At 59.5% G+C, this 24,516-nt stretch carries 24 protein-coding genes; 16 read left to right on the forward strand and 8 right to left on the reverse strand.

Annotated features, from left to right (window positions below; all coding sequences use genetic code 11):
• The first annotated feature begins 9 nt into the window (after nt 1–9).
• Together WC811_RS01950 and WC811_RS01955 are read left to right on the forward strand one after the other, a co-directional pair.
• Nucleotides 10–1,116 carry an imelysin family protein gene (locus WC811_RS01950; RefSeq protein ID WP_372640350.1) on the forward strand — a complete coding sequence of 369 codons (1,107 nt, stop codon included), beginning with the start codon at nt 10–12 and terminating at the stop codon, nt 1,114–1,116.
• Entirely contained in the window at nt 1,097–2,209 is a 1,113-nt protein-coding gene (locus WC811_RS01955) for a DUF1513 domain-containing protein (protein WP_372640352.1), read from the forward strand. The genes WC811_RS01950 and WC811_RS01955 overlap by 20 nt, the downstream gene beginning before the upstream one ends.
• 353 nt (nt 2,210–2,562) lie before the next feature.
• On the opposite strand, the gene WC811_RS01960 is transcribed toward WC811_RS01955, so the two are convergent.
• On the reverse strand, nt 2,563–3,174 hold the full coding sequence (locus WC811_RS01960; RefSeq protein WP_372640354.1) for an NTP transferase domain-containing protein: 612 nt from the start codon (nt 3,172–3,174) through the stop codon (nt 2,563–2,565).
• Nucleotides 3,171–4,202 carry an XdhC family protein gene (locus WC811_RS01965; protein ID WP_372640356.1) on the reverse strand — a complete coding sequence of 344 codons (1,032 nt, stop codon included), beginning with the start codon at nt 4,200–4,202 and terminating at the stop codon, nt 3,171–3,173. Before WC811_RS01965 ends, WC811_RS01960 begins: the two co-directional genes overlap by 4 nt.
• Nucleotides 4,203–4,273: 71 nt before the next feature.
• Here WC811_RS01965 and rimO point away from each other — a divergent pair, with 71 nt between their 5' ends.
• Nucleotides 4,274–5,668 (forward strand): 30S ribosomal protein S12 methylthiotransferase RimO, encoded by a 1,395-nt coding sequence (gene rimO / locus WC811_RS01970; RefSeq protein WP_372640358.1) that lies wholly within the window; start codon nt 4,274–4,276, stop codon nt 5,666–5,668.
• Between the two features lie 142 nt (nt 5,669–5,810).
• Here rimO and WC811_RS01975 read toward each other — a convergent pair whose 3' ends face one another.
• On the reverse strand, nt 5,811–6,722 hold the full coding sequence (locus tag WC811_RS01975; protein ID WP_372641728.1) for a cation diffusion facilitator family transporter: 912 nt from the start codon (nt 6,720–6,722) through the stop codon (nt 5,811–5,813).
• A 240-nt stretch (nt 6,723–6,962) separates the two neighbouring features.
• Between WC811_RS01975 and WC811_RS01980 the strand changes: the two genes are divergently transcribed.
• On the forward strand, nt 6,963–7,922 hold the full coding sequence (locus WC811_RS01980; RefSeq protein WP_372640360.1) for a metal-dependent hydrolase: 960 nt from the start codon (nt 6,963–6,965) through the stop codon (nt 7,920–7,922).
• Here the strand turns inward: WC811_RS01980 and WC811_RS01985 are convergent.
• The 4 genes from WC811_RS01985 to WC811_RS02000 all read right to left on the reverse strand — a co-directional run bounded on the left by WC811_RS01985 (nt 7,882) and on the right by WC811_RS02000 (nt 10,758).
• Nucleotides 7,882–8,499, reverse strand: a complete 618-nt coding sequence (locus tag WC811_RS01985; protein WP_372640362.1) for a TetR/AcrR family transcriptional regulator — start codon at nt 8,497–8,499, stop codon at nt 7,882–7,884. The genes WC811_RS01980 and WC811_RS01985 overlap by 41 nt on opposite strands.
• 319 nt (nt 8,500–8,818) lie before the next feature.
• On the reverse strand, nt 8,819–9,499 hold the full coding sequence (locus WC811_RS01990) for a TadE/TadG family type IV pilus assembly protein (RefSeq protein WP_372640364.1): 681 nt from the start codon (nt 9,497–9,499) through the stop codon (nt 8,819–8,821).
• Nucleotides 9,500–9,501: 2 nt separating this feature from the next.
• Nucleotides 9,502–10,119, reverse strand: coding sequence for a TadE/TadG family type IV pilus assembly protein (locus WC811_RS01995; RefSeq protein WP_372640367.1), 618 nt, complete (start codon nt 10,117–10,119; stop codon nt 9,502–9,504).
• 132 nt (nt 10,120–10,251) lie between these two features.
• A complete protein-coding gene (locus WC811_RS02000; protein WP_372640370.1) occupies nt 10,252–10,758 on the reverse strand; it encodes a pilus assembly protein N-terminal domain-containing protein in 507 nt (168 codons plus the stop codon).
• 568 nt (nt 10,759–11,326) lie between these two features.
• On the opposite strand from WC811_RS02000, the gene WC811_RS02005 reads away from it, so the two are divergent.
• From WC811_RS02005 to WC811_RS02050, 10 genes are all read left to right on the forward strand, one after another.
• On the forward strand, nt 11,327–11,497 hold the full coding sequence (locus tag WC811_RS02005; RefSeq protein ID WP_372640372.1) for a Flp family type IVb pilin: 171 nt from the start codon (nt 11,327–11,329) through the stop codon (nt 11,495–11,497).
• 205 nt (nt 11,498–11,702) lie between these two features.
• Complete coding sequence (locus WC811_RS02010; protein ID WP_372640375.1) at nt 11,703–11,891, forward strand: Flp family type IVb pilin; 189 nt, start codon at nt 11,703–11,705, stop codon at nt 11,889–11,891.
• Nucleotides 11,892–11,980: 89 nt separating this feature from the next.
• Nucleotides 11,981–12,490, forward strand: coding sequence for a prepilin peptidase (locus tag WC811_RS02015; protein ID WP_372640378.1), 510 nt, complete (start codon nt 11,981–11,983; stop codon nt 12,488–12,490).
• Between the two features lie 186 nt (nt 12,491–12,676).
• Nucleotides 12,677–13,477 (forward strand): Flp pilus assembly protein CpaB, encoded by an 801-nt coding sequence (cpaB, locus tag WC811_RS02020; RefSeq protein WP_372640381.1) that lies wholly within the window; start codon nt 12,677–12,679, stop codon nt 13,475–13,477.
• A 40-nt stretch (nt 13,478–13,517) separates the two neighbouring features.
• Complete coding sequence (locus WC811_RS02025) at nt 13,518–15,128, forward strand: type II and III secretion system protein family protein (RefSeq protein WP_372640383.1); 1,611 nt, start codon at nt 13,518–13,520, stop codon at nt 15,126–15,128.
• A gap of 17 nt (nt 15,129–15,145) precedes the next feature.
• The gene (locus WC811_RS02030) at nt 15,146–15,886 is read left to right on the forward strand and encodes a CpaD family pilus assembly protein (protein WP_372640385.1); all 741 of its coding nucleotides are present in this window, start codon (nt 15,146–15,148) and stop codon (nt 15,884–15,886) included.
• 15 nt (nt 15,887–15,901) lie between these two features.
• Complete coding sequence (locus tag WC811_RS02035) at nt 15,902–17,203, forward strand: CtpF protein (RefSeq protein WP_372640387.1); 1,302 nt, start codon at nt 15,902–15,904, stop codon at nt 17,201–17,203.
• A 13-nt stretch (nt 17,204–17,216) separates the two neighbouring features.
• Nucleotides 17,217–18,701: a CpaF family protein gene (locus WC811_RS02040; protein ID WP_372640389.1), complete on the forward strand. Its 1,485-nt coding sequence runs from the start codon at nt 17,217–17,219 to the stop codon at nt 18,699–18,701.
• Nucleotides 18,694–19,683, forward strand: coding sequence for a type II secretion system F family protein (locus WC811_RS02045; RefSeq protein ID WP_372640391.1), 990 nt, complete (start codon nt 18,694–18,696; stop codon nt 19,681–19,683). Before WC811_RS02040 ends, WC811_RS02045 begins: the two co-directional genes overlap by 8 nt.
• Before the next feature lie 33 nt (nt 19,684–19,716).
• The gene (locus tag WC811_RS02050; RefSeq protein WP_372640393.1) at nt 19,717–20,709 is read left to right on the forward strand and encodes a type II secretion system F family protein; all 993 of its coding nucleotides are present in this window, start codon (nt 19,717–19,719) and stop codon (nt 20,707–20,709) included.
• Nucleotides 20,710–20,990: 281 nt separating this feature from the next.
• Here WC811_RS02050 and WC811_RS02055 read toward each other — a convergent pair whose 3' ends face one another.
• Nucleotides 20,991–21,962 (reverse strand): tetratricopeptide repeat protein, encoded by a 972-nt coding sequence (locus tag WC811_RS02055; RefSeq protein ID WP_372640395.1) that lies wholly within the window; start codon nt 21,960–21,962, stop codon nt 20,991–20,993.
• Nucleotides 21,963–22,184: 222 nt separating this feature from the next.
• Between WC811_RS02055 and WC811_RS02060 the strand changes: the two genes are divergently transcribed.
• Together WC811_RS02060 and WC811_RS02065 are read left to right on the forward strand one after the other, a co-directional pair.
• Nucleotides 22,185–23,606 carry a M17 family metallopeptidase gene (locus WC811_RS02060; protein WP_372640397.1) on the forward strand — a complete coding sequence of 474 codons (1,422 nt, stop codon included), beginning with the start codon at nt 22,185–22,187 and terminating at the stop codon, nt 23,604–23,606.
• On the forward strand, nt 23,603–24,514 hold the full coding sequence (locus WC811_RS02065) for an NlpC/P60 family protein (protein WP_372640400.1): 912 nt from the start codon (nt 23,603–23,605) through the stop codon (nt 24,512–24,514). Before WC811_RS02060 ends, WC811_RS02065 begins: the two co-directional genes overlap by 4 nt.
• Nucleotides 24,515–24,516 lie beyond the last annotated feature (2 nt).

Consider the following 24,516-nt stretch of genomic DNA (forward strand, 5'->3'; position numbering starts at 1 on the left):
CGTAAGGTTATGATTGTGGGATTCGCGGTGTTCGCGTTTGCCGTCCAGGCGCTCGGCGCCGATCTTCCCACCGAGGACGAGATCCGGTCTGCCGAGGCGCCGCCTGCCAGCGTTGCGCCAAGCGAACCCTTCAGCCACGCGGCGATGGTGAAGGCGGCGATCACATCGTACATCATCCCACATATCGACGCTCTGAAAGCCGCTGTCGCGCCTCTGCCGGAAGCGGTCGCGAACGTGTGCAAGACGGGTACTCCGGCTGCCGAGAAGGACCTTGAAGAGCGTTTTCAAAAGGTCGTCACGGCTTATGTCGGCGTCGACTTTCTGCGCTTCGGGCCGATGCTCGAAAATGGACGTCGCGAGCAGATCTCGTTCTGGCCCGATCCGCGCGGGTTCGTTGCGCGGCAGTTGCGGCTTCTGCTCCTGAACAAGGACGAGGCGATCGCGCAACCCGGGGCTATCGGCAAGCAAAGCGCGGCGGTGCAGGGGCTTCCGGCGCTTGAAGCGCTGATGCACGACAAAGCAGTTCCGCTCGGACCGGGGGACGCCGCGCATTACCGCTGCGTCGTTGCCGGGGCCATTGCCGCCAACGTCGTTCGCCTGATCTCGGAAGTTGCCGACGGATGGGAAAAGCCGGATGGCTGGGCTGACAAGCTGCTTCATCCCGGCCCCGCCAACGATACTTACAAGAACGAGAGCGAGGCTGCGGTCGAGGTCGTCAAGGCGTTGATCGTCGGGTTATCGCTAACCGCAGACCTGCAGGTGAAGCCGCAGTTCGATACAAAGATCCGGTTGACGCCGCCGTATGAAAAATCGGGATTGCAAAATGTATTCTACACGGAGAGCGTCGCGTCGCTGCATGAGCTATACGATATCCTCGATCTCGAAAGTTGGCTGCCGCCCGACAGACTGTGGATGAAAGACTGGGTGATGGGAACTTGGCGCGCGCTCGAGGCGAGCGACGGCGCGGGCGGACGTTCGGCCAATGCCAAACGGGATGACGCGCCGGCGCCTCGCGAAGTATTCGACCGCACGAACGGCTTGCGCAACATGGTGGCCAACAGGCTGGCGGTGGCGGCAAAACTGACGATAGGATTCAATGAGCTCGATGGTGACTGATCGCAGATCGATGATGCTCGGCACGCTCGCGTTCGTCGGTGCGGCGGCCTTCAGGCCGGCTTGGGCGTTGGCCGGCAACGACGTGACCTACGTGACGGCGGTGCGCCGGAGTAATGGATCGTTCGGGATTTTGCTCCTTGGTGGCGATGGCGCGATCCTGCGGGAAGTCCCGCTTTCGGCGCGCGGGCACGACATTGCCATTCATCACGCCTCGGGACGGGTCGCGGTGTTTGCGCGGCGTCCGGGCGCGTTTGCCATTTCGTTCGGACTCGACAAGAAAATTCCACCGCACGTCTTCACGCCGGGTGAAGGGCGACACTATTTCGGCCACGGCGCGTTTTCGCACGACGGCCGCTTGCTGTACGCGTCGGAGAACGACATCGCGACCGGCATGGGCGTGATCGGAATCTACGACGTTGAGCGCCGATTCAAGAAGCTTGGCGAGCATTCGACTTTCGGCATGGGGCCGCACGAGATCATGCTGCTGGCGGATGGCAAGACGATCGCGGTCGGTAACGGCGGGCTTGATACGACGCCAGATGGAGGCCGTGAAAATCTCAATGTCGACTCGATGCAGCCGTCGCTGACGTTCGTCGATGCGGAGAGCGGTAAGCTCGTCGCCAAGCATGAGATGACGGGCGATTTGAAGTCGCTCTCCATCAGGCACGTCACTCAGGATGTGAAGGGGGTCGTTTGGTTCGGCGGTCAATGGGAGGGAAACCCGAGCGAGACGCCGCCGCAGATCGTCGGTAGCGCCGGATCGGACCGGCCGTTGAAGCTGATCGAAGCGCAGGTGAAGGGCGGCCACGATCTCAAGGGCTACATCGGATCGATGGCGGTGAGCAATGACGGGCGCTTCATCGCGGCGAGCGCGCCAAAGGCGGGGCACGTTCTCTACGTCGATACCGCGACGGCGATGGTTGTCGGACAAAGCGATCTCAAGGACGTCTGCGGTATCGCACCTGAAGGCAGGCAAGATTTTGCCGCGTCATCGGGCTTCGGTGTCATGCGTTACGAGACGGCGCAAGCCAGCACGATTTCCGAGCGTGAGCTTCAGGATATCGCGTTCGACAATCACTTGCGCCGGATTTGAAATCGGGAACTCGGCGAAATCCTCAGCGGCCAATACGATGTACGCTGTTTATTCGCATGTTTGTCTGGCACAGCGGAAAAGTAAGAGAGAGAGGCTCGCGAATCACCCTATCAATCCGCGCAAGTGGGCGATGTAGGGGTATTAAAGATGCCAAGATCCACGGACCAGTGGGCGCGCGAACTGATAGCCGCAGAGCAACTCCGCCCCGAAGTCTATTTTGAAGTGAGCCATCTGGATCCGTGGCCTCTCGTATTTATCTACGTGCGATCGCTTGCGTTTCGCTATTTTATGCTGAGGATTTTCGCACGCCTCCGCTCTCTTTCGTTTCGAAGAATGGCGGTTCGGCTAACGTCTTACCGAGCAGCATCGTCGCGACGAATTTGGCAGAACGAGGCAATGTCGGCGCGGGTATCGATGTCGGCGAACGCCCCTTCGTCTTCACATGGCACGGGACGCCACAAATCCTTCTGATCGGCTAGGACGGATTTGCCGCCTGTGTCGCCTGTTACGGTCTCGAGCGCGGGGAATAGCGATTTCGGCCAGATGATCGGGTGTCCCCGGCGGCCGTCCCTTGCAACGGGAAAGACGATCGACGTTTTATTCTCGACGAACGCCGAGAGCAGCATGTTCACGAATGACGTGGTGACGCCCGGCATATCAGCGAGGGCGACGAGCACGCCATCGGTATCGCTCGCGATGCTATGAAGTCCGGCGCGTAGCGAGGTCGAGAGGCCGTCACGGGCATCCGGGTTTTCCACGATACGCCAACGTCCGGCGCCCGCGGCCTTGGCGATCGAGCCGTGCGCTTCCGACGTCACCAAGACAATGTCATCGACGTTCGAGTCTGCCAGCGTCGTGCAGACGTGGCGAACGATTGCAATGCCGTCGATCTCGACGAGAAGCTTGTTCCCGTCCTCGAAGCGGGACGACCGGCCTGCCGCCAAGATGACGGCCGAGATCGTCACGCAGCAGGAGCTTTGCGGAATGCGGCGATGATCTGCGCTAAAATCGACGTCGCGATCTCTCCCGGTGTTTCCGCTTCGATGTCGAGGCCGATGGGCGCGTGAATGCGGGCAATATCGGCGTCGGTGAAGCCAGCGGCTTTCAGGCGGTCGACGCGCTTCGCATGCGTGCGGCGTGATCCGAGCGAGCCGATATACCGGCACGGCGACTTCAACGCGATCGTCAGCGCTTCGTCATCGATGTGATCGACGTGGGTCAGCGTGGCGATGGCGGAGAAGGGATCGGCGGCGAGCTTCTTGAAACAATCTTCCGGCCAGCCGGCGATGATCTGGGACGGATCGAAGCGGGCCGGGCTCGCAAACGCCGTGCGCGGGTCGATCACCTTGACGTCGTATCCCGATGCTGTGGCCATCGTCGCAAGATGCTGGCCGATGTGCGTCGCGCCGACGATGATTACGCGCGGCGGAGGTGTCAGGGCGTGAACGAACGTCTCGCCGGATTTGTCGACTCCGCTATGAGCGCGGCGGATGGCTTCTGTGACGACGGGATCGGTCGATGTTCTGCCGTCGTGGATTTCGCGGACGCCGTCGGCGAGGCGGGTTGTGACGACGATCGGCGCGCGTGCGGCCGCTGCAGCGTCCAACTGCTTCACAAAGTCCATGTCGGTTTTCGGGTCGAGCTTCGAGACGTGAACGCGGATCTTGCCGCCACAGGCGAGCCCGGCGCGCCACGCTGTTTCATCGGCGATTCCGAAGCTTAAGGTTTCAGGCTTTCCCGTCTCGATGACGTCGAGCCCGGCGGCGATGACATCGGCTTCGACACAGCCGCCGGACACCGAACCCTGAAATTCGTCAACGTCTGCAATGGCCATCTGACCGCCCGCGCGGACAGGCGCCGAGCCCCAGGTGTCGATCACGGTTGCGATGGCGACGGGGCGGCCGGCTTCGAGCCAAGCCCTTGCCGCGGCCCGCGGATTGGTTATCGGTGCATCCGATTTTGCAGCGATGTCGGTCATTTGGGTGTCGGTCACGGGGATATCTTCAGCCGGTTGCCATAGTGTCACGATTGCGCTTCGGGAGCCCCGAGGCTAGAAGCCCGAAGATGGCGAGACCCTCGGTCAAGATCAAGGCGAAGGCAAGCGCGAAGGTACGGCGGCTGGCGCATGGCTCCAGCGAGTCGCAACAGCGCGCGCCCAAAGTCGGCTTCGTGTCGCTCGGCTGCCCGAAGGCGCTCGTGGACAGTGAACGCATCATTACCAAGCTGCGCTCGGAAGGTTATGCGATTGCGCGCGAGTATGCGGGCGCGGACGTCGTCGTGGTCAATACTTGCGGCTTCCTCGATTCCGCCAAGCAGGAGAGCCTCGACGCCATCGGCGAAGCGATGAACGGCAACGGCCGGGTCATCGTCACCGGGTGCTTCGGCGTCGAAGAGGGTCGCATTCGTGAGGCGCATCCTGGTGTGCTGGCGGTAACAGGGCCGCATCAATACGAACAGGTCGTCGAGGCGGTTCACGATGCGGTGCCGCCGCTGCACGATCCCTACGTCGATCTCGTGCCGCCGGAAGGCTTGCGGCTGACGCCGCGCCACTACGCCTATTTGAAAATTTCGGAAGGTTGCAACAACCGCTGCACGTTCTGCATCATTCCGTCGTTGCGCGGGGATCTCGCGAGCCGGCCCGCGAACCACGTCATGACGGAAGCGGAGCGTCTGGTGGATGCGGGCGTGAAAGAGCTGCTCGTCATCAGCCAGGATACAAGCGCTTACGGTCTCGACATCAAATACGCGGAGAGCGCGTGGAAGGGCGGTCCGCTCAAGGCGCGCTTTCTCGATCTGTCGCGGGCGCTGGGCGATCTCGGCGCGTGGGTGCGGATGCATTATGTGTATCCGTATCCGCACGTCGACGATGTCATTCCGCTGATGGCCGAGGGCAAGATTTTGCCGTATCTCGACATTCCGTTTCAGCATGCGTCTCCTAAAGTGCTGAAGGCGATGCGGCGGCCGGCTTCGCAAGACAAGACGGCGGAGCGCATCCGGCGCTGGCGCGATGTTTGTCCCGATCTCGCAATCCGCTCGACGTTCATCGTTGGGTTTCCGGGCGAGACCGACAAGGATTTCGAATTTCTGCTCGGTTGGCTGAAGGAAGCGAAGATCAACCGCGCGGGCTGCTTCAAGTATGAAGCGGTCGAGGGCGCCACCGCCAATGCGATCGACGGTGCGGTGCCGGAAGAGGTGAAGGAAGAGCGCTGGCATCGCTTCATGGCGGCGCAGAGGGAAGTCAGCGGTGCGTTGCTTCAGGAGCGGGTCGGATCGACGATCGATATCATCATCGATGAAATCGACGAGGACGGTGCTATCGGCCGCTCAAAGTGGGATGCGCCGGACATTGACGGCAACGTGTTCCTCAACGGCGAGAGCGACGTGAAGCCCGGCGATATTGTGCGTGGCAAAGTCATCGAAGCGGACGAGTACGATCTTTGGGCCGTGCGGGCCGTTTAAGCCAGCGCAATCGTCATTCTCGATCGAGTTCAAGCGTCGGACCCGTCGGCGACACAGTAATTTGAGCCTTCGGCACGTCTTACGCTGGATCCCCGGCCTTCGACGCGGGCTTTGCCGCGCTCGGTCGAGGATGACGAGACGTCTAAAGCGGGACGGCGCCGGAGTCTTCGGGCTTGGCTTTGTATTCGGGCTCGACGTGAATCACGACCTCGGAGCCTTCGATATTTTTCTCGATCGAGTCTTCCAGCCGGTCGCAAATGGCGTGGGCTTCATCGACGGTCATCGAGCCCGGCACGACGAGATGGAATTCGATGAATAATGCACGTCCGGCCTGACGCGTGCGGATGTCGTGAGCCTGCACCGCGCCGACGCCGTTCGCCTCGATGGCGCCGCGGATGCGGGCTTCGATTTCCGGGCTCGCCGCTTGATCCATCAGGCGGGACATCGAATCCGTGGCTATGCGGTAGCCCATTCCGAGGATGTTGACGGCGACGATGGCGGCGATCAGCGGATCGAGGAAGCTCCATCCGGTCAGGATCGCGAGGCTCAAGCCGATGATGACTCCGACCGAGGTGATGACGTCGGTAAAGAGATGATGGCCATCGGCGATGAGCGCCGGTGAACGCCAGTCGGTGCCCCACTTGATCAGCGCCCAGGCCCAGCCCGCGTTGATAATTGTTGCGACGGAGTTGATCCCGAGGCCAAGGAAGGATTGTTCGAGCGTCTCACCTTCTGTGAGGCTCGAATAGGCTTTGATCAGAATGAGCACTGCTGCGACGGCGATCATAGCGCCTTCGAACATCGCGGCGAGAAATTCGGCTTTGGAGTGGCCGAAAGGATGATCGCTATCCGGCGGCTTGGCGCTCATCCGAATGGCGAAGTACGCGGTCAGCGCCGTCATGACGTTGACGATGCTTTCGAGGGCATCGGAGAACAGCGCCACGGATCCGGACACGAGATAGGCGACGTACTTCAACGACACGACCGCGAGGGCCACGCCGATATTTGCGGCTGCAACTCGTGAGATTCTGTCGTTCAGGGCGTTCGCAAACATGGCAAATCGAATTCCGGTGGCGCGGAGGTCTAGGTCGCACATTCCGATGCGTGACGCCACAATCGAGCCGGTCATTTCGCCGATACGCGGACGAAGGGTGGTCGCGTCGGGCTTATCCACATGCGGCGCCGTCTCCGCGTCTCGCCGGGGCTCAGCGAATCTGATGCTCCATTAGTCGAACAAAAAACTCTCAAGTCCCTCAATCCCAGGACGAGAGCCGAGACGCGGTTTGGAGAGCCCATGGCCAATTTCACAACCCATATCGCGATCGGCACCGTCGTATCGGGGGCGCTGGCAACCCTTACGCTCGCCGCCGATGTCGTGGCGCCTCAGAATCTCGTAGCGGTGACGTTGGCGGGGGCTCTCGGCTCGGTGCTGCCCGATATCGATCTCAAGGATTCGCGGCCAAGCCGGGCGATGTTTGCGGGATTGGCGATTTTCGCGTCGTTCGCCGTGCTGTTCAATGCCGCCACGGAGTTCTCCATTGCAGAACTATGGCTGCTTTGGCTCGGGACGCTGCTGTTGGTTCGGTACGGTTTGCATATGGTCTTCCATCGCATGGCCGTTCACCGCGGAATTTGGCATTCGATCCTGGCGGCGGTCTTTTGTTCGGTGGTGACGGCCATCGTGTTCCGCTATCTCTTGGGCAAGCCGGATGGCGTCTCCTGGCTGGCGGCTGCCTTCATGTTCGTCGGCTACATCACGCACCTGACGCTCGACGAGATCTATTCGGTCGACGTCATGGATACGCGCATCAAGTCGTCGTTCGGGACGGCGCTGAAGTTGTTCGATAGACGTCATTTGTACGCGTCCGCCGCCATGGCGGGAGCGACAGCCGTTGCGATCATGCTGTCGCCGCAGACGAGCACTTTCGTTCATGGCTTGAGCTCGCATGACATGTGGTCGGGATTGCAGCGGCGATTGCTGCCGACCGACAAGTGGTTCGGCATTGTCGAGACGCCGCACTTCGCGGCCCGGAAGCAGACCACCACTGAGGAGGGGATGACGACCGGTTCCATCGCCGATCATCCGGGTGCCAATCATCAGGGAAGCGGCGCGACGCCGCCCGCGAGCACCGAACCTCGTCCGGCAGCGATTGGAGCGGGGCAGGCCGCGTCGCCTGCCGCCGTATCTCAGACTCCTGAGGCTGTGCCTGCAGCTATTCCTGAGCGTGGGCCGAGCGGCAACGCAAGCCCTTGAGGAACGTCGAGGTCAGCTCCTTAGCGTAAGCCTGCGCGGTCGCCGGGGTGAGATACACGCCCTTTTCCGTGGCGGCGAATGCCGTGATGCCATTGATTCCGGCCAGGAAGGCACGCGCGGTCGTGTCGAGGTTTTCGCGCGGAATATTTGGCGCGATCGGCGCAAGCGCGCTTTTGACGATCCCCACGAGGGTGTTCGTGTAGTCGTGGAACGGCGCCGGGACGGTTTTACCGGCCGGCAGGTTGTGGGCAAGAAACAGGTTCCACATCCGCCGGTTGACGAGAGCGAAGTCGACGTAGGCATACGCCAAGTCTTCGATGTTCTTTTCGCCATCGGAGCCGAGGGGAACGTGCTTCAGGTGTTCGACCGTGCGCCCCATCAACTGAACCTGAAGTGTCAGTAGGACATCGTCGAGATTTTCGAAGATGTTATAGAGCGTGCCAGGCGAATACCCAATCATTCGTGCGATTTCGCGTGCCGAAAGGCCTGTAATTCCATTGCGTTCGACAATGGTCTGAGACGCATCAAGAATAAGCTGCCTCAATTCCTCCGGCGAGTGAACGGATCTCCGTCCCATAGGCTTCCTCGGTCCCCAAACAGTGTTTTTCAATTGGTCGGTTTACTGTAGCGGACGTTTATTACAGCACAAGGAAATAGAGAACTCCGAGTTTGAAATACCAACGATTCCTTTCGCGCGGAGAAATATTAGTTATTGCAACGGCTCAATTGCGTCTATTTTGCCGGAAGGCGATGCTCATCCGGGGTTAAACTCTGGCGTGTGGGCAAATGAGAGCCCACGAATGGGATGTGAAACCCCCGGTTTTTAGACCAGCGTTCTCTTATTTATTGCGGGAGAGGGACTGTCGTTCGCCGCGGGGCCAGAACGCGCTCTGGCGTTACTGGCAGGGGACGAGCGAGGGACTGTCCCAGGTATTATTGTTGTTCAGGGCGGGCAGATAAAGGACCGACGGGGAATCTCGCGGGGTCATCCTCATTCTATCGAACCACGTCGCCGATTGGCTGATGATGGAGGGGAGCAAGTTCACGAGTATTGGCGTGTACGTGTACGTCCCTTCCACCACGATCGCGCGACCGTTTCCGGACAGTACATCTTGGTCCAATGTGATCTTGTCACCGCAACCAACAGTCGCCGCGCTTTTCGTATGGAACGTGTATTCGTACGACCATTCGATCTTAGCCTGCGTCGGCGTGCTGACATTTGCCCACGCCTGATAGACTCTTATTTGCAGCGTATCGACACTGTAGGGGTCCAGGACGTGCTCGGCGGAAAGCATTATGCCTGCCAATGCGCTTTTCGCGTCCGCGGTCGTGACGCTGGCGATGGCTTTGTCTTCAGGCCAGAGATCCTTTTCGCGCGACACGAGATCGCCGACCATCGCCGTCGCTCTTTGGAAGCGCTTGTGAACGATAACGGCGCGCGACATCTCTATCGTTCCGAACGTCATCACCAGAAGCACAGGTACGAGGAAAGCGAACTCGATAGCGGCGACGCCCGCAACGTCGGTGCGAAAGATTCTGAATCGGGCGGCGATCGAAGAGGTCCAGAGCAGCCGCATGCTCAACTTCCCGCTGCTGGGTAGGGCTCGGTGCGGAACGCGGTGGAGTTCTGAATCATCATGGTGCCGTTCTGCATGTTTCCGAGCCGCAGAAATGGCACGTTGGCTGCAAATTCCCACTGGTAGCATGTGGTCACGATCACGACGTCGCTTGCGCCGCCGGAATAAGTTGCAATCGGCTTGCTGGCATCTGAGGTATTGATCGCGATTGTATTATTTGCGTCTACGCAGACATGTGGATTTTGGCCGGTGGGGTCGTCCGGGTCCAACGCGGACCAGTCCGGCCAGGATTGCGCCCAAACTTGTAGCTTGGTGCAATCGATCCATCCGCCCGCGCCGTCGCAGATACTTTGCTTGAACTGAGCGAGGGTCATTTTACTGGTTATGGCTTGTCCGGTGCGCACAAGGCGGCTCGTCTCGTCCATACCTTTTTCGAGCGAATTCGAGACGAAGAAAAAAAGCGTGCAGCCCATCAGCGCGCAAACGAACATGAGGAAAGGTGTGATGACGAGAGCGAATTCGACTGCGGTCGCGCCTCGGTCATCGCGACCGAAGCGGCACAATCTCTTGGATCTCGAAATCAATCTCTGTCCGACTGATGGCTGATCCGTCACGGACATATGAATGCGCTCCGCACCGCTGATCAATTTGTATGCAGTGCTACATGCGGAAGATTAAGAGCGTATTTATCGCAACCTCGTTCTTTGTTCGACGGTTTAAAAAGCGTTAACTCCCGCTCCGCCGGTAGGGAACTACTGGGCGTTGTTCGTGGCATTGCCTTTATCCGACGCGGACGAAGAAAACCCCGTCTTGGCGGAGTTGGCCGATTTGACGTTGCTGAAGAATTCGCTCTCGTCGCCAATCGTCAACGTCGGCTCGCAGTTTGGCGTACATGCGTATGTATAGCGTTGGCTGCCCATGTGGAGGTTGACGACGCGGCTGTCGTCACGTTCGACCATCACGCGCTGATCCTGGATCACATTATGATCCGCATCGAGCGCGATGACATTCGTTATTCCAAAGGTCTTGCCGGTGACGACCAGAAGGTTGCCGTCTTGGAGGGCGACGTCTGCGATTGACGGATTACCGATGATGATCTCAGACACCGGCCGTGGAAGCCGTAGCAACTGCGATTGGTCGTAGCGGACAATCAAGTCTCCAGCGGATGCCGGCATAATAGAGAGCGCGAGAGCGCCGGCGCTCGCGATCGTCCTCAGCAATTGGTAGGGGAAGACAGCGGTTTTGGTGGTCGTCGGCATCTGTCGGCATCCGATTTGATAACGATCGACGACATTACCTCAGGAAATAGTGAAGGATCTGCAAATGCTCGTTTCAGGGCGGAGCTTTCGCCCAGGGATGGGCTCCATCAAGCAGGCGAGGGTCAATCTCAGATCGATCGATAAATTTGTACGTATTGTACGTGTGCGTCCCAATCCTCGTGCGGGAGCGTGAAGTTCGCGTGAATTGAATGCGCTGCTCAATGTTGCCCTTAGTCTCGAAAGGAAGGGACTTACTGAGCGCTTTTTGAAGAATAAACTTCGATTGTCATAGTATATATGTAGAAATACTTGTCATATTCGCGTCTTGCTACGGAAATTTCCGTGATATTAATAAACATATTCACTGGATTAGGCTATTATACACCTATTTTATTTCGCGGTTTAGCGTGGATAATCCCGCTTTAATACATTTCTATGCAGATACATGCGCGTTTTACTCGGCTTTAATATTTGAAGATTATTGTCACGGCAGTTCCCAGTTTGGGCAAAGACCCAAGGGGACACGGATCGGACAACTACATCAACGACCAGTTTTGGGAGAGTACGAATGACTATTGTTTCGCGTTTCGTGAACGATGAATCGGGTGCAACGGCTATCGAATACGGCCTCATCGCCGCTATCGTTTCTGTCGGCATCATCGCCGCCCTCGGCAGCGTCCGCGACAGCCTGAATACCACCTTCAACTCAGTCGCTACGCAGCTCAACACGGTACCGTAATTCGCAACGCTCCGATTTAAGCGTTTGCCGTGCGCTCGGGGCAATGTCTCCGGGCGCTTTTTTTGCTTCTATGACGCGATTTGGACGGCCGTGGAATTTCGCGGACATTGCGCGCTCTTCTGATGGCAGCACCAGATCTTAACGCGTCGGCATTACCGTTAGGCGCGCTCGTTCGGTCGAGGGCGCGCACCGATGAGGTCGAGACATGGGTACGGCGATGAAAGAGACCAAATTGTTGGACTTTCTCGGTGACGAGAGCGGCGCAACTTCAATCGAATATGCTTTGATAGCCGGCATTGTCAGCATCTGCATGGTTGTTAGCCTGACGCAGATCTCGTCGGCCCTGCAGGACTCTTTCAATTCTATTGCTCAGAAGTTGCTCGGCCAAGAATGACATCGCTCAGGTCCTGTCGCCTTCGGTGGACTTTCACTTCGACCGGGCAAAATTCCTTTCGTTTACGACATGAAATTGGGCTCTGACCAATGACCTCCATGGCTTCGCTTTTTCTGATGGTGTTTCCCGTGGCGATGGCGTTTGCCGCCGCCAACGATCTTTTCACGATGAAAATTCCGAACCGAATCCCTCTGGCACTGGTTGGGAGTTTCACCGTCGTCGCGCTTCTTTCGCGCATGCCCCTGGACGTCTTCGGCACGAATTTGGCCGTCGGGTTCGCCATTCTCGCCGTGACGTTCACGCTCTTCGCATTCAACCTTCTCGGTGGCGGCGATGCGAAACTGATTGCGGCCGGCGGCGTCTGGATCGGCGCAGACCACATTCTCGACTACCTGCTTTTCATCACGATTTTCGGCGGTGCGCTTTCCATTGCGATCCTTGCCTATCGCAAATGGATGCCCGCCACGGCGGTCGCGCTTCCTGGTTGGGCGCAACGGCTCCACACCGATAAAGGGCCAATTCCCTATGGCATTGCAATTGCGGCAGGCGCGCTTGCGGTCTTCCCGACGACGGGTCTCTTTCTGTCATTGATGTCGTAAGCGGCTTTGGCCGGAATGTCGGTATCGCTCGGCCCCCATATCCGCGAGGCGTGGTCGTTCATGTTTCGATAACCGTTCTCTACAACTTTGAGCCCGCAGCCCCGATCCGGGACGGCAATTAACTTCAAATTGACGTTTAGACGCCATCGTCACTTTGAAGAATCGCGTGCGGGGACTGCGGGACGGATGAAGCGGGCGCAACTCATTGGATTTTCTGTGGCACTCGTTGCCGCGGGTCTCGCGTACTACGTCGCGAGCGTGCTCGTGAAGCCAGCGGCTCCAATCACCGTTGAGAAGCATGTCGACAGCACCGAGGTGCTCGTGGCGGGGACCGATATTCCCGTCGGCGAAATCGTGACTGCAGGCAGCTTTCGCTGGGTGACATGGCCCGCCAAAGCCGTGTCGAAAGATTACATCGTCAAGACGGCCGGGAGCGGCGCGATGGTCGAGAAGCTAGCGGGCTCCGTGGCGCGATCGCCGATGCTGGCTGGCGAGCCGATCACAAAGCCGAAGTTGATCAAGCCGGGCGATGGCGGTGTTCTCGCCGCCATTCTTCCTCAGGGGATGCGCGCGATCTCGACCAAGATCCGCGCCGAGACGGCGGCGGGCAGTTTGATTCTGCCTAACGACCATGTCGACGTCATTTTAATCCGGCGACTTCGCGATCGCAGCGGCCAGGATCAAAACGTCGTGGATACGTTGTTCCGTAACGTCCGTGTCATGGCGATCGGTCAGCAGATCCAGACGAAAGAAGGCAAGAAGTCGGCGGACGGATCGGCCAACACGGCGACGTTGGAATTGACGCCGCGCCAAGCCGAGATGATGGCGCTCGCGAATTCGATGGGCGATATCACGTTGTCGCTGCGCAGCGTCGCCGATTTGAATTCCGATCCGGAACGTGCTGGCCAAGGTCTCACCAGGCCGAAAGAAAATTCCGTGCGTATTGTTCGTTATGGCGCGAAATCGCGTGTGTATGGCGTGAACTGAGTCATCCAAAAGTCAGTGTTCGTCATAAGGTATTGACCTCATGCGCTTTGTTACAAGATTTTCGTTGCGTGCGGTGCTGCGCGCGGCCGTGCTCGTTATGGGCGCGGGGCTGGTGGTTTCTGGCGCGGCTGCGCAGCCGCAGCGGGCTGTCGCCGAAGCTTACGGCGACAACTCCGGCGACGACCATCAGTCGTTCATCCGTCTCCAGGACACCGGCGGATCGATTCGAAGGAACATCAAGATCGGACTCGGTAAATCGGTTCTGCTCGAGTTTCCGCGGCCGGTCCGGGACGTGATGGTCTCGAACCCGGCGGTTATCGATGCCGTCGTTTTGAGTTCCAACCGAGTCTTCCTTCTGGCCAAGGGCAACGGCGAAGCGAACGCTTTCTTCTTCGATACGTCGGGCGCGCAATTCGCGACGATGGAGCTTTATGTCGAGCGAGAAACGGCCGGGCTCGAAGCGCTTCTCAATCGCATCATCACGGGCGCATCGATTAAAGTCGAAATGCTCAATCAAACAGTGATCCTGACCGGCAACGTCAAAAGTCCGATCGATTCGACGCGCGCTGGCGACATTGCTGGGCAGTTCATCTCGCAGCAGCTGAGGAGCGTATCGGTCAACGCCAAGGAAGGCGTGACGCTGGCGGAAGGACAGACAAATCAGATTAAGGATTCCGTGATCAATATGCTGACGGTCGAGGCCGAGGAGCAGGTGATGCTCAAGGTCACGGTTGCGGAAGTCCAGCGCACGCTGCTGAAGCAAATGGGCATCAATCTCGGTGGCTTATTGCAGTCTGGCAGCTTTTCGACCGCGCTTTTAACGGCCAACTCGTTTCCGATTACGTCCGCGCAGGGACTTGGCACCCTTCCCACGGTTGGGATCGGAACGGCCGCGAGCGCCGGTTGCGCCGTGAGCCAGCTTTGCACATTCAATACCGGCGCCGGCGGATCGTTCGGAAACAGCGGCGTCACTTCGCAGTGGGGATCGGGAGGCAACGCCGTCCAGACTGCGATCCGTGCGCTTGAGCGCGACGGCCTGATCCGGACGCTCGCAGAACCCAATCTTACGGCGATTTCCGGCGAACCGGCTGAATTCCTGGCAGGCGGTGAGGTGCCTTACGTGACCGGCATCGATACGCAGTCGGGTACCAGTTCGGTTGCCTTCAAAAAGTTCGGTGTGCAGTTGAGCTTCACGCCGGTCGTTCTTTCCGAAGGCCGCATCAGTCTCAAGATTGATACGAGCGTCAGCGATATTTCGAGCTTCATCGCCAACAACCCGGTCTTCGATACCCGCCAAGCCAAGACGGTCGTCGAGCTGCCGTCCGGCGGATCGTTGGCGCTGGCCGGTCTCATCAATACCAAGACGCAGCAGAACATCGACGGTCTTCCTGGTGCGAAGGACGTTCCGATCCTCGGCACGCTGTTTCGCAGCCGTGATTTCCAGAACCAGGAGTCGGAGTTGGTCGTGATCGTGACGCCGTATCTCGTTCAGCCGACGTCGCGTCAGCAGCTTGCGACGCCCGGCGACGGCTTGGCCCCGGCGACGGACCTCAAGGCGGATTTTCTCGGTCATCTCAACCGGATCTACGGCAAGGGCGAAGGAATGCCCTCCGGCGGTCTGAAGGGTGACTACGGCTTCATTGTCGAATAATCGAGGCGGAACGCGTCATGCAGATAAAGAGCACGAATGTCGGCAGCCCTCGCGGACGACGAACTGGTCTCGGCAAGATTTTCACTATTGCATTGCTTTCAGTCACGAGCGGCGGATGCGAGCATGATCGCGCGACGAGCCCACAGGTTGCGGGTTGGACGCTTGTCGATCCGGAGCAGCGCCATCCAATCCTCGTTTCGCAGCAACCGGCGACGCTCAATTTGCATGTCTCCCCGAGCGCCGACGGCTTGACGCCGATGCAACGAGCGCGCGTGCTTGAGTTTGCCAATCACAGCAGAGCGTCCGATTCGGGAAATAGCCGGATCGTGATTTCGGCGCCGGGCGGTTCGGCGAACGAAGGGGCTTCGATGCAGGCTGCGGACGAAGCGCGGCAACTGTTGATCAACACCGGCTATTCGGAAACGACCATCGCCGTCGAGGCCTATCATGCATCCGGCCGCGACGCGCCGTTGCGGCTGTCCTACATGCGTTATGTCGCCGAGGCTCCAAACTGCGGCCAGGACTGGTCGGAGAATTTGGCGCGTACCTATCAGAATACGCCATATCCAAACATGGGCTGCGCTGCGCAACGCAATCTGGCGGTCATGGTCGCTAACCCGGCGGATCTGCTCGGACCGCGCACGATGACGAGTCGTGACTCTAACCGTCGCGACGACATGTACGGAAAATACGTGAAGGGCAGCACGCTCGGCGCGAGCGATGAAGCGCAGACCATCAAAACGTCTACCGACCAATGATCATTCGGAGGCTACATGTCAAAGTTTGCTAGCGCCGCCGACGCCGAAGAACCGCTTTTCGAGGAAGATGCGCCGCGCGGCGCTCATCCGAGTGACCGGGCGCGTCCTATTCCGCGCATATCCATTCAAGCATTTTGCGATGATCCCAACATCGCCGACGCGCTTCAGCATGCGGCGGCAGATCGCCGGTTGGTAAAAGCCCACGTCAGCATTCACATGGGCGGGATCGCGGCCGCGATTTCCCATTATCTCGATAGCCCGACACCCAATTTGATCATCATCGACAGTGGGCTTCAGGGCAGCCAGCTCGTGGGGGAACTCGATCGGCTTGCGCAGAGCTGCGATCCGGGAACGAAGGTCATCGTGGTCGGCCGCCACAACGACGTGCTGCTCTATCGTGAACTCTTGAAGCGTGGCGTTGCCGAATATCTCGTGGCGCCCACCGATCCGATGGAGCTGCTCGAGAGCATTTCCAATCTTTATAACAATCCCGAATCGGATCCCGTCGGACACGTCTTCGCGTTTATCGGAGCGAAGGGTGGCGTCGGTTCGTCTACGGTCTGCCATAACGTGGCGTGGACAATGTCGGAGCTTCTCAAGACCGACGTCACGATCGCCGACATGGATCTGGCTTTCGGGACGACCGGGCTCGATTTCAATCAGGACCCGGTGCAGGGCATCGTTGAAGCCTTGTCGGCGCCAGAGCGTCTCGACGATCAGCTGCTCGATCGGTTGCTGACGAAATGCTCGGAGCGTCTTTCCATCTTTGCGGCGCCCGTCGTTCTCGATCGCGACTTCGATTTTTCCGCTGACGCGTGCGAGACGGTCATCGATATAGCGCGTCAGAACGTGCCTTTCGTCGCGATCGACTTGCCGCATAACTGGTCGCAATGGTCGAAACGTCTTCTGCTGCAGGCCGACGAGATCATCATTACGGCCGTTCCGGATCTCGCAAACCTCCGGAACGCAAAGAATATCATCGACCTGCTAAAGGCGTCGCGGAAGAACGATCAGCGGCCGCATCTGGTGCTCAACATGGCTAACGTGCCGAAGCGCCAGGAAATCAGCGTCAAGGAATTCGAGCAGGCTCTTGATTCAAAGGTTCTCGCGGTTGTCGACTTTGACTGCGAGAGCTTCAGCCAGGCCAGCAACAATGGACAAATGCTCGAAGAGTTTAATTCGAAAGCGAAGGCGGTCGAGAAGTTTCACGGGGTCGCGATGAAGCTAACGCGACGTAAAGAAGCTAAGGCCGAAAAGCAGAGCTCGGCCTTGTCGGCGTTTGCGCCGATCTTGGAGAAGCTGAAGCTCAAGCGTTGAGGATCTGACCTTCATGTTCGGTAGGCGTTCGAACGAGCCACAAGCGGACAGACGCGTCGCTTCGCGTGCGCCAGAGCCGCAACCGACGACCGCTGCCGCCGCGCCGTCACGGCCAGCTGCGCCTGCGACTCCGAGCATGCCGGCGAAGAAAGCCGAGCCTGCCCCGGAAAGCCAACGGCGGCATTCGGAAGAATACTATGACGTGAAGACCACGGTCTTCAATGCCCTCATCGACACGATCGATCTCACGCAGCTTTCCAAACTCGACACCGTTGCCGCGCGCGAAGAAATTCGCGACATCGTCAGCGAAATTATTCAAATCAAGAACGTCGTTATGTCGATTTCCGAGCAGGAAGAGCTGCTCGAGGATATTTGTAACGACGTTCTCGGATACGGGCCGCTGGAGCCGCTCCTCGCGCGGGACGACATTTCCGACATCATGGTGAACGGGGCCGGCGTGACGTTCATCGAAGTCGCGGGTAAGGTTCAGAAGACCGGCGTCAGATTTGCCGACAACCAACAGCTGATGAATATCTGCCAACGGATTGTCAGTCAGGTCGGACGGCGCGTCGATGAATCCAGCCCGATTTGCGACGCGCGTTTGCCAGATGGGTCGCGCGTCAACGTGATCGCGCCACCGCTCGCCATCGACGGCCCCGCGCTCACGATTCGAAAATTCAAGAAAGACCGGTTGAGGCTCGAGCAGCTCGTCAAATTCGGCTCGATCACGCCGGAATCCAAGACCGTGCTGGAGATCATCGGCCGCGTTCGCTGCAACGTGCTCATTTCGGGCGGAACCGGTTCGGGTAAGACGACGCTTCTCAATTGCCTCACCGGCTCGATCGACGACGACGAGCGCATTATCACATGCGAAGACTCGGCGGAACTTCAGCTCCAGCAGCCGCACGTCGTGCGTTTGGAAACGCGACCTCCGAATCTTGAAGGCGAAGGCGAGATCCGGATGCGCGATCTCATCAAGAACTGCCTGCGTATGCGGCCGGAGCGGATTATCGTCGGCGAAGTTCGCGGAGCTGAAGCGTTCGATCTGCTTCAGGCCATGAATACCGGCCACGACGGCTCGATGGGAACGCTGCACGCGAACAGTCCGCGCGAGGCATTGGGCCGCCTTGAATCGATGATCATGCAAGGCGGCTATGCCCTGCCGATCAAGACCATCCGCGAAATGATCTGCGGCTCGATAGACGTCATCATTCAGGCGTCGCGGTTGCGCGACGGCTCGCGCAAAATCACGCACATCACCGAAGTTCTCGGCATGGAAGAAGAGACGATCACGTTACAAAATTTGGTCGTCTTTGAAATAACCGGCGAGGACGCGCACGGCAAGCTTCTCGGACGGCATCGTTCGACCGGCATCGTTCGTCCGCGTTTCTGGGAGCGCGCGGAATATTACAACGAGACCGAGCGGCTCGCTGATGCGCTCGTCCGGTCGGAAGTCGCGGACGAACATGGCAGCCCGATGGGAGATCGAAATGCCTGATATCGACCTCCCGCTCTTCATTGCACCGCTTCTCGCTGCGCTGGCCTTCGCGGGCGCGGTTTTCGCGGTGGCCTATCCGTATTTTTCCGACGATCGCCAGAAGGATAAGCGGATCGAAAGCATCTCCGGTACACGGGGACGCAAAGGCAGCGTGGCGGCTGAGATTCAGAGCAGCCGAAAGAAGTCCGTTGCCGATACGCTCAAGGAAATCGAAGTCCGCGAGAAGGCCAAGAAAAAGATCACGATGACCCTTCGGCTTCTTCGTGCCGGATCGAGCTTAACGCCTCGCGATTTTTATATCGCGAGTGCGCTGCTCGGGGTTCTCGCGGCGTCGATCGTGGTATTCCTTCTTCATCAATCGATGGCGGCGGCGATTGTTGCGGCATTTGTCGGCGGGTTCGGACTACCGCGCTGGATACTGAAGAAGATGACGACCCGTCGGCAGGGCAAATTTCTTGGCCAGCTTGCCAACGCCATCGACGTCATCGTGCGCGGCATCAAATCGGGTTTGCCGCTCAACGAATGTATGCAGGTCATCGCACGAGAGAGCCCGGAACCTTTGGGCAGCGAATTTCGCGAACTTGTCGAGCAGCAAAAGCTTGGCGTCTCGCTGGGGGATGGGCTGGAACGCATGTGCGATCGCCTGCCGCTTGCCGAAGTTCGCTTTCTGGCGATCGTTATCAGCATTCAGCAGCAAGCGGGCGGCAACTTGTCGGAGGCGCTCGCCAACCTTTCCGGCGTGCTGCGCGAGCGGCAAATGCTGGCGCTTAAGGTCAAGGCGCTTTCCGCCGAAGCGAAAGCGTCGGCAATGGTGTTGGCATCATTGCCACCCGGCGTCATGACGATGGTTTATCTTTCGACGCCCGACTACATCATGCCTCTCTTCACGACCACGATAGGCCATTTCATGGTTGTCGGCGGCGCAACCTGGATGCTGATGGGCGTTCTGGTGATGAGAAAAATGATCAATTTCAAATTTTAGCTCTTTCCAGCGGATAGGCACGGCGGCGCGCATATGGATTCATTCCTCAATACAGTTATGAACCCGCAATTCATTGCGACGGCGCTGGCCGCGATCTGCGTGTTCGCAACGGTTTTGACCGTGGCTCTGCCGATGCTGCAACGGGACCAGATGAACCGGCGCATGCGGGAAATGGCCATCGAACGGAGCAAGATGCGCTCGGTGCGCATCGCGGAAATGGCCTCGAAAGATCGTCAACAAAGCGCCAGTGGAAGCCGGCTTCGGTCGACGCCGAAAGGGTTCATGCAGCAGGTCGTCAATCGCTTGAATCTTCGTGAGCGGTTCGACAATGAAGAATTGCGGGAGAACCTGAAGCGCGCCGGTTTGCGCGGGCAGGCCAACATCGTTGCCTTCATGTTCTTTCGCGTCGCTGCTCCGATCATTATCTTCTTTTTCGCGCTGTTCTATCTTTTCGTTGTCTATGACAGCGGCTATTCGCCGATGGTCAATTTGGTGATGGCAATCGCCGCCGGGCTTCTCGGTTATTACGTGCCTAACATGTTCATTTCGAACCGCGTGCAGAAGCGGCAAATGGCCATCAAGCAGGCGTGGCCGGATGCGCTCGACATGCTGTTGATTTGCGTACAATCGGGCATGTCCGTCGAAGCCGGATTTGCAAAGGTCGGCAAGGAAATCGTGAGCCAGTCGATCGAGCTTGCGGAAGAAATGTCGCTGACGACCGCGGAACTCTCCTATCTGCAGGACCGGCGGCAGGCCTACGATAACCTCGCAAAGCGGACAGGGCTTCCTGGCGTGAAGGCGGTGACGACGGCACTTACTCAGGCGGAGCGCTACGGTACGCCGGTCGGCACGGCGCTCCGCACGATGGCAAAAGAAAATCGCGAAATTCGGCAGTCTGAAGCCGAGCGCAAGGCCGCTGCTTTGCCGCCGAAGCTGACGGTGCCGATGATCGTGTTCTTCCTGCCCGTGCTTTTCGTCGTTATTCTCGGACCGGCGGCAATCAGCTATATGAATATGAAGAAATAGGCGCCGACGCGTCGGTCGTTCGGGATTGGTTTTAGTGTCGCGTATGGCCCGGCCAGCTCAACTGGCTGGGCCATTTTTATTTGGGGCGAGAGCGTGGGCCGCGACGACGGTCGAGCCGACGCGTTTTATCCCGCGACCATGCCATCGACACCCAGAGCGCGCGCGATCATCGCGCGAAAGCCGGTTCGGGAAGAGATCAGACAGCGATCGGGGGCTTCGGATGGACCGCCGCGGCATAACTCGATGCACGGCGAGTCCTTTATCCGTGGGCAGGTCATGTCTCAGTGCGCGAGGGGCGGAGCATCGTCGGTGGTGGTCTGCCAAGAGCTTTGACTGACGGGAAGCGGCTCGGCCTGGAGCGCCGCGTTCTGGACTTGCAGCCGCGGCGACGTATGGCTCACGGACGTATTGCTGGCGAAGCTATTGGCGTCCGGCATGGCGGTCGTCGGCTGGAGCTTGACCATCTGCTTTAGGTAGTCGGCGTTGGAGGAGGCGGCATCGGCGTTGAGAACGCCTGCGGCGATGGCCTTCGATTCGTCGTAGCGGCCCTGGAGGCCGAGGACGAGCGAGAGGTTTTCGCGAACCTTCGGCGACGCGCCCGGGGCCACGAGCGCCTGGCGCAGAATTCCTTCAGCCTTCTTGGGGTCGCCCGTCATCGCGTAGGCCATGGCGAGATTGTTCATCACGGTCGGATTGTCCGGCGCGAGCGTCAGGGCGCGCTCATAGAATGGAATGGCGTCGGCATATTTGCTCTGCTTGGCCATCACGGTTCCACGCGCCGAGACGACCCGCCAATCGGGTTTCGCCGGGTCGTCGGCAATCGTCAGCATCTGATTGGCAATGCCAACCTGCTCCAACTCGAGCGCCAACCGGCCGTATTCGCCTGCGAGCTCCTGGTTGTTGCCATGGATGAGGGTCGCCTGCTGGAGAACGGCGAGGGCTCTTTGCTTTTCTCCGAGCGCCTTCAGGTCTTTTGCGTAGTTGAGCGCCGGTTGCAATTCGGTCGGCTTCTTGGAGTATTCCTGACCCCAGTAGATTGTTGCCTTCTGCAACTCGCTTTGAGGGGAGGTGGGCGCGCTGTTGTCGGCGGTGGCGCCGGTCGTCGTGTCGCTGGGCTTCATGGCGATGCTCGGCAACATCGATGTTGACGCGGAGCAAGCTCCAAGGAGCAGCGAGGTCGTCAAGGCTGCAAGGGTTCCGAGGCGCGGGATGTGCTGTGATACTGGTGAGCGGGGGCGCTCGAAACGCGTCATGACGGTCTCCGTGGGTGGATTCGCTTCTGATTCGGCGAATCGCGATGTGAGCGTCAGTTTCTGGGGCGAGCGTCAACAAACGCTTAAGGTTTGCCGGAGACCTGTGATAGCTGGTGAAATCGCTTGATGGCCGTGCTCTCCCTGCCTGGCAGGACCGCCAGTTTGCAGCCGGAGCACAATCCCGTTCAGTTCATACAACGATAGAGAGAGCACGAGAGACGAATGGTCGAGACGACAGCCTGGTCGGCGGCGGAAACCTTTGCGCTTGGAGCCCCTGAGGCGAGCGATATCCCGATCCATTTCGTGGGATCCGACGGCCCCGAGGCCATCGGGGAATTCGATGCGGCGCAGCGGGCGTGGCTCGCGGCCCAGAACTTTTCGGGGAGCGCCAAGCGCTCGGTTCTCGTTCCGAATACAGAGGGTAAAATATCGTCGGTCGCATTCGGCGTCGGGAATGGCCAGCAGGGAGAGCCAAGCGGGCCGTCCGAGCTTTTGGCGGGGCTCCTCAGCGCGGCGCTGCCCGCAAGCACGTATCGCATCGCCTCGGAATTACAGCAGCCCGAACTTGCGGCGCTCGCGTGGGCGCTCGGCGGATATTCCTTCTCCCGATACCTCTATAAGGAAAAGAACGGCGCTCGCGCGCGGCTGCGCCTGGGGACATCCGGCGCCGATCGCATCATCAATACGGCAGAGGCCATCTGGCTCGGGCGCGATCTCATCAACACGCCGGCTTCGGACATGGCGCCCGCCGATCTCGAAGCCGTCGCGCGCGTGCTCGCCGACCGGCACGGCGCCGACATTTCGGTGACCATCGGCGACGATCTGTTGGCGAAGAATTTCCCTCTCATCCATGCGGTCGGCCGCGCCAGTCCACGGCAGCCGCGGCTCATCGACATGAGCTGGGGGCCGTTGGGCGCGCCGAAGATCACGCTCGTCGGCAAAGGCATCAGCTTCGACACCGGCGGCCTCGACATCAAGCCCGCGAGCGCCATGCTGCTGATGAAGAAGGACATGGGCGGCGCTGCGACGGCACTCGCGCTCGCGCATATGATCATGGGGCAGCGGCTCAATTGCAGGCTGCGCGTGATCATACCGACTGCGGAAAATTCCGTCGGCGGCGATGCCTTCCGGCCGGGCGATATTCTCGCGAGCCGGCTGGGCCTGAGCGTCGAAATCGGCAATACGGATGCCGAGGGGCGTCTTGTGCTCGCCGACGCGCTGACGCTTGCAGATGCCGATGAGCCGGACAGCATCTTCGTTTTTGCAACCCTGACCGGCGCTGCGCGATCGGCTCTCGGGCCGGACCTGCCGGCGTTCTTCACGAACGACGAAGCTCTCGCCCGGAATCTGCCGCCTCTTGCGGCGTCGATCGGCGATCCGCTGTGGCAAATGCCCCTATGGGACGGTTACCGCCGGCATCTCGATAGCGACATTGCCGACATCAACAACGTCTGGGAATCGCCATTTGCCGGCGCTATTACAGCAGCGCTGTTTCTGAAGCGGTTCGTCAGCAAGGCTCGCCGTTTCGCGCATTTCGATCTTTATGGCTGGCGTCCCGCAGCGCGGCCTCTTGGACCGAAAGGCGGCGAACCGCAAACGGCGAGGGCGGTAATGGAACAACTGAGGCAAGAGCTGACGTCGTGACTGCTGGAGTTTCGCAACGACCGGCCGGCGCTCTCGACCCGCGCCGGAACGCTTTCCGTCCCGATCTCGTGGCGCGTTCGCTTGAGGGCGTCGTGCGCGCCGAACGATACGTTGACGGAGAGCCGGGTTTCGTCGTGCGGTCGACGACGCCGCTGCGGAAACTTCCCGATCCGTCGCGCGGTTTCGAGACCGAAGCACTCTTCGGTGAAAGTCTTACGGTCTTCGAAGATGCGAACGGCTGGAGTTGGGTGCAACTCGCGCGGGACGGATATGTCGGATATGTGCCGTCCGACGCAATCCGCCGTGGTGCGATTCACGCGACGCATCGCATCCAGACGCTTGGGACGTTCCTTTACGGCGCGCCCGATATCAAGTCGCCGCCGATCATGCATCTGCCGCTCAATGCGCCGATTGCCGTGCGGGCAGGCGACGAGCGTTTTCTCGAACTCGAAAGCGGTGGCTTTGTTTATGCGCGTCATGCCGCGCCGCACGAACGCTACGCGCGCGATTTCGTGGAGATTGCCGAACGCTTCATCGGCACGCCCTACCTTTGGGGGGGGCGCACACATATCGGCATCGATTGTTCGGGTCTGGTGCAGACGGCGCTCAACGCCGCCGGAGTCGCCGCGCCGCGTGACAGCGACATGCAGCAGGCCGAGCTTGGCGATAATGTCCTTGTCGCCGACGATCTCGAAGGCCTTGAGCGCGGCGATCTCGTGTTCTGGAAGGGGCACGTCGGTATCATGATCGATGGCATCCTGATGGTGCATGCCAATGGCGGCCATATGCTCACCGCCGTCGAGCCGCTACCCGAGGCGGCGCTGAGAATCTCGAAGTCCGGCAGTCATATTTCGGCGATCAAACGGATCGCCGGATATACGCAGCGGATATCGTCTTTCCTGGGGTGAGG

This window comes from Hyphomicrobium sp., assembly GCF_041659645.1.
GTDB lineage: Bacteria > Pseudomonadota > Alphaproteobacteria > Rhizobiales > Hyphomicrobiaceae > Hyphomicrobium_B.

What these genes read in the sequence shown, in the direction of transcription:
- WC811_RS02000 (WP_372640370.1), bottom strand. Translation starts at nt 10,758, where the DNA reads ATGCCGACGACCACCAAAACCGCTGTCTTCCCCTACCAATTGCTGAGG.
- WC811_RS02035 (WP_372640387.1), top strand. Translation starts at nt 15,902, where the DNA reads ATGTCAAAGTTTGCTAGCGCCGCCGACGCCGAAGAACCGCTTTTCGAG.
- WC811_RS02030 (WP_372640385.1), top strand. Translation starts at nt 15,146, where the DNA reads ATGCAGATAAAGAGCACGAATGTCGGCAGCCCTCGCGGACGACGAACT.
- WC811_RS02045 (WP_372640391.1), top strand. Translation starts at nt 18,694, where the DNA reads ATGCCTGATATCGACCTCCCGCTCTTCATTGCACCGCTTCTCGCTGCG.
- WC811_RS02015 (WP_372640378.1), top strand. Translation starts at nt 11,981, where the DNA reads ATGACCTCCATGGCTTCGCTTTTTCTGATGGTGTTTCCCGTGGCGATG.
- WC811_RS02050 (WP_372640393.1), top strand. Translation starts at nt 19,717, where the DNA reads ATGGATTCATTCCTCAATACAGTTATGAACCCGCAATTCATTGCGACG.
- WC811_RS02025 (WP_372640383.1), top strand. Translation starts at nt 13,518, where the DNA reads ATGCGCTTTGTTACAAGATTTTCGTTGCGTGCGGTGCTGCGCGCGGCC.
- WC811_RS01995 (WP_372640367.1), bottom strand. Translation starts at nt 10,119, where the DNA reads ATGTCCGTGACGGATCAGCCATCAGTCGGACAGAGATTGATTTCGAGA.
- cpaB (WP_372640381.1), top strand. Translation starts at nt 12,677, where the DNA reads ATGAAGCGGGCGCAACTCATTGGATTTTCTGTGGCACTCGTTGCCGCG.
- rimO (WP_372640358.1), top strand. Translation starts at nt 4,274, where the DNA reads ATGGCGAGACCCTCGGTCAAGATCAAGGCGAAGGCAAGCGCGAAGGTA.
- WC811_RS01990 (WP_372640364.1), bottom strand. Translation starts at nt 9,499, where the DNA reads ATGCGGCTGCTCTGGACCTCTTCGATCGCCGCCCGATTCAGAATCTTT.
- WC811_RS01985 (WP_372640362.1), bottom strand. Translation starts at nt 8,499, where the DNA reads ATGGGACGGAGATCCGTTCACTCGCCGGAGGAATTGAGGCAGCTTATT.
- WC811_RS02055 (WP_372640395.1), bottom strand. Translation starts at nt 21,962, where the DNA reads ATGACGCGTTTCGAGCGCCCCCGCTCACCAGTATCACAGCACATCCCG.
- WC811_RS01975 (WP_372641728.1), bottom strand. Translation starts at nt 6,722, where the DNA reads ATGTTTGCGAACGCCCTGAACGACAGAATCTCACGAGTTGCAGCCGCA.
- WC811_RS02060 (WP_372640397.1), top strand. Translation starts at nt 22,185, where the DNA reads ATGGTCGAGACGACAGCCTGGTCGGCGGCGGAAACCTTTGCGCTTGGA.
- WC811_RS02010 (WP_372640375.1), top strand. Translation starts at nt 11,703, where the DNA reads ATGGGTACGGCGATGAAAGAGACCAAATTGTTGGACTTTCTCGGTGAC.
- WC811_RS01955 (WP_372640352.1), top strand. Translation starts at nt 1,097, where the DNA reads ATGAGCTCGATGGTGACTGATCGCAGATCGATGATGCTCGGCACGCTC.
- WC811_RS02040 (WP_372640389.1), top strand. Translation starts at nt 17,217, where the DNA reads ATGTTCGGTAGGCGTTCGAACGAGCCACAAGCGGACAGACGCGTCGCT.
- WC811_RS02005 (WP_372640372.1), top strand. Translation starts at nt 11,327, where the DNA reads ATGACTATTGTTTCGCGTTTCGTGAACGATGAATCGGGTGCAACGGCT.
- WC811_RS01980 (WP_372640360.1), top strand. Translation starts at nt 6,963, where the DNA reads ATGGCCAATTTCACAACCCATATCGCGATCGGCACCGTCGTATCGGGG.
- WC811_RS01950 (WP_372640350.1), top strand. Translation starts at nt 10, where the DNA reads ATGATTGTGGGATTCGCGGTGTTCGCGTTTGCCGTCCAGGCGCTCGGC.